2 protein-coding genes are annotated in these 590 nt (G+C 49.8%); both read right to left on the bottom strand.

Annotation, left to right across the window (positions count from 1 at the left end; genetic code table 11):
* A partial coding sequence (rpmA, locus tag N6G83_RS54520; protein WP_260524447.1) for a 50S ribosomal protein L27 occupies positions 1–236 on the bottom strand: 236 nt, incomplete at its 3' end.
* A gap of 17 nt (positions 237–253) precedes the next feature.
* Positions 254–565, bottom strand: coding sequence for a 50S ribosomal protein L21 (gene rplU, locus N6G83_RS54515; protein ID WP_004955927.1), 312 nt, complete (start codon positions 563–565; stop codon positions 254–256).
* Positions 566–590: the final 25 nt, after the last annotated feature.

Raw genomic sequence — 590 nt, 5'->3', positions numbered from 1 at the left:
AATTTACGATTGCTCGGGCCTTTAACTTCGAATTTGACTTTACCGTCTTTCAAAGCAAACAGAGTGTGGTCTTTGCCGCAACCCACGTTGGTACCAGCGTGGAATTTGGTGCCGCGCTGACGAACGATGATGCTGCCTGCCAGTACTGCTTCGCCGCCAAAGCGTTTTACGCCCAGACGTTTAGCTTCTGAATCGCGACCGTTACGAGTCGAGCCGCCAGCCTTTTTGTGTGCCATTAATCCGCTCTCCTAACTTAAGCGCTGATGCCGGTGATTTTAACATCAGTGAACCACTGACGGTGACCTTGCTGCTTACGATAGTGCTTACGACGACGAAACTTAACAATCTTGATCTTTTCGCCACGACCGTGAGCAACCACTTCAGCTTTGATCTTACCGCCATCGACGAAAGGAACGCCGATTTTGATATCTTCGCCATTAGCGATCATCAGAATCTGGTCAAACTCAACCGCTTCACCAGTTGCGATGTCCAGCTTTTCCAAGCGAACGGTCTGACCTTCGCTTACTCGGTGTTGTTTACCACCACTTTGGAAAACCGCGTACATATAAAACTCCGCTTTCCGCGTGCCC

Source organism: Serratia sp. PL7, from assembly GCF_945957435.1.
The sequence above is the reverse complement of the archived record's forward strand: the minus strand, read 5'-3'. Positions and strand labels throughout refer to the sequence as shown.

What these genes read in the sequence shown, in the direction of transcription:
- rplU (WP_004955927.1), bottom strand. Translation starts at nt 565, where the DNA reads ATGTACGCGGTTTTCCAAAGTGGTGGTAAACAACACCGAGTAAGCGAA.